Below are 2735 nucleotides of genomic sequence, written 5' to 3'. Positions count from 1 at the left end.
CCGCTAAACGCGATCGCGACGAGTACGCTGGCACCAGTCCCGACCACCAGCCACGCAAAGAGAATGACCACTAGACCCAGAACATACCGCCACCCCCGATACTTACCCCACCGAGCAGCCTCCACATAAGTTGCGTTTTTCATGGGAATACATCCTGACTTTTGCAAATGATTTACCCTGCATTGCTGGTTTCAGCCTTGACTTCGGCTGGGATTACGAAAGCTCTTAATTCGACAATCTTGTTGCCGCGAAAGCGCCAGATGTCGCAGTACGAGAACCAGCCACATTCCCGTCTTAGGTTTAAGCGGCATAATGGTCCCGCGCACCGGATTCAGATCACCTTTGTCTGTGACCAACAACCTATATTCGTGCTGGTGCAGAGGGTTTGTTAGCTGGTTTTTGTTGCATCAAAAATGGAACTTTATGAGTTCAACGCCTTTTCGATACGACGATCGGGAATGAGCCACAGAACTGCAACCAGAACGTATAATGCACATGCAAGCCAAGGGATTGCAAAAGCAAGTGGAATTGTAACTGCATAAATCAATACCGATGACTTGCCTTTAAAATTCCGACCAAGAGCGGTTGCAAGTGTGGAATCTTGACCGTGGTGAAAAACAAGTGTGCGAGTCAGAGTGAAGTAGGCGATCGCAGCCAACAATAGAACCACACCATAAAGCGCCACAGGCAAGGCAGCAAAGTGATTTTCACCCATCCATGTGGTGACAAAGGGAAATAATGATAACCAGAACAACAAATGTAGGTTTGCCCACAAAGTTGAACCATTCACTTGTCGGACTGCCTGAAACAGGTGATGGTGATTGTTCCAGTAAATACCAACATGCACGAAACTCAACACATAGCTTAGAAAGATTGGGATCAACGGACGTAGTGCAGCTAAATCTGACTCATGAGGTATTTTTAACTCCAGTACCATAATGGTGATAATAATAGCAATTACCCCATCACTGAATGCTTCTAACCTACTTTTAACCATTTTTGGGTATGCTCCTTGTTTGCTTACCGCGTTGTATAACTGCCGTTTGTAAAAATAGTGTCCGGTTATCCACTATCCATTCAGTATCTCTAAGTGGCAGCGGATGCCTCAAACTTTGTATCAATGTCGCTAGTCCATCCGCTTCAGCGATTTGCAATTTGTTAGCCTTACACGGTTGGGGAACGCTCCAGGGCTACTCGATCCCAATGTCCTAAATTGGCTGCTGCCTCATAGGTGCTTTGGAGAAAAGCAAGGAGGTTTGCAATTACACAATCGGAGCAAGTTCAGAATCTGTGAATTTTGGAGGTTAAATACTGTCAGAGGTCAGCAACATCATGACATCTGCATGAGCTAACACGACATCGGGGTGGCGTTGAAGCGCCGTATTATACTTCATAGCAAAATCATCGCCCAATTCGTCGGGGCTGAGCAGTGTACGAATGTCACTGTCGATCGCTTCAATTGCCTCTGATGTAACAGATTCATCGGCATGAAGCAACTCATCGATTTGGATAATCAATGCTGAGAGTCGATGCAACCAGGCAAACTGCTCATGACTAATCACCAGTTGTAGCAATTCACCTCTAGAAACTTGCCCTCGAACTTGCTCATAGGTAAGACGCTCAGTCTCTAGTAAAAGCTTGTGCAGATGCAGTAGTTTGATTCGTAACTCACTCAAGCGTTGATGTTGACTAATCTGATATTCAGATGTGTTAAGCATCAATCCGTCCCATCCTTCCTTCCTGGTAGTCGTTGATCGCTTGGGTAATTTCAGCTTCAGTGTTCATGACAAACGGACCGTAGCGCACGACTGGTTCGTTAAGGGGTACACCTGCAATCAGCAGAAGATCTAGAGGGCGCTGAGCATCAGCAGGGTTGGAGATCGCCACATCTTCTCCATCTTGAGAAAAGAGCACCATCTGCCCATCATCACCAGGCGCTGGCTCTGTCCCAAACAACCCAGACCCCTCCAGTACATAGACAAAGGCGTTGTACTCTTTTGGTACAGGCTGGATCATCGTTGCCCCTGGTTGCAGTGTGAAGTGGAGGTAAGTTATCGGCGTGCGCGTCTGAATTACGGCTTTTGCCCCTAACGCTTCTCCCGCAATCACCCGCACCGTTACAGACCCATCTTCGGTTTGAGCGACCGGAATGTGAGCCGCTGGAATTTCCTGATAGCGGGGTGGCATCATTTTGTCTTGTTGTGGCAGATTGACCCATAGTTGAATGCCGTGGAGCCGTCCACCAGTTTGGGTAAACATTGACTCCGGCATCTCGGAATGCACGACCCCGGCACCTGCTGTCATCCACTGGACGTCACCCGGATTTAGTAGCCCGGCGTGCCCCGCAGAATCTTTGTGTTCTAACCGTCCATCCAAGACATAGCTGACGGTTTCAAAGCCCCGGTGCGGATGATCGGGTGCACCTTTTGCCTGACCCGGCTTTAGATTAATCGGACCCAACTCGTCGAGGAGGAGAAACGGGTCAAATTCAGAGAAGCTACTTTTGTGAAAGGGCCGACGTACAAGAAATCCGGCACCTTCGAGTGTTTCAACGCTGTTGATTACTCCGGCAACGGTTCGAGACGTTTGAGTGGGGACAGTCATAGAATTGCCTCTTCAGAACTAGTAGTCTGCCAAGGGAACTTTGCCTGGTGGGGTTATTTCTGGTAAGGTGACTCAAATCCAGGAAGATCATTATGAGTCAGAAGCGTTACATCGTCGATTTAACGGATGCC

At 48.2% G+C, this 2735-nt stretch carries 3 protein-coding genes and 2 pseudogenes; all 5 read right to left on the bottom strand.

Annotated elements, in window-relative coordinates:
- Nucleotides 1-143: pseudogene (locus NDI45_RS30750) on the bottom strand (CPBP family intramembrane glutamate endopeptidase); the annotation flags it as partial.
- Nucleotides 144-421: 278 nt separating this feature from the next.
- Complete coding sequence (locus tag NDI45_RS30745) at nt 422-997, bottom strand: TMEM175 family protein (RefSeq protein WP_348250067.1); 576 nt, start codon at nt 995-997, stop codon at nt 422-424.
- A 167-nt stretch (nt 998-1164) separates the two neighbouring features.
- Nucleotides 1165-1260: pseudogene (locus NDI45_RS30740) on the bottom strand (DUF5996 family protein); the annotation flags it as partial.
- 44 nt (nt 1261-1304) lie between these two features.
- Complete coding sequence (locus NDI45_RS30735; RefSeq protein ID WP_348250066.1) at nt 1305-1718, bottom strand: hypothetical protein; 414 nt, start codon at nt 1716-1718, stop codon at nt 1305-1307.
- The gene (locus tag NDI45_RS30730; protein ID WP_348250065.1) at nt 1711-2604 is read right to left on the bottom strand and encodes a pirin family protein; all 894 of its coding nucleotides are present in this window, start codon (nt 2602-2604) and stop codon (nt 1711-1713) included. Before NDI45_RS30730 ends, NDI45_RS30735 begins: the two co-directional genes overlap by 8 nt.
- Nucleotides 2605-2735: the final 131 nt, after the last annotated feature.

It is taken from the genome of Leptolyngbya sp. GB1-A1, from assembly GCF_039962475.1.
Lineage (GTDB): Bacteria > Cyanobacteriota > Cyanobacteriia > Elainellales > Elainellaceae > Leptolyngbya_A.
This window is presented reverse-complemented; position numbering and strand designations above follow the sequence as displayed.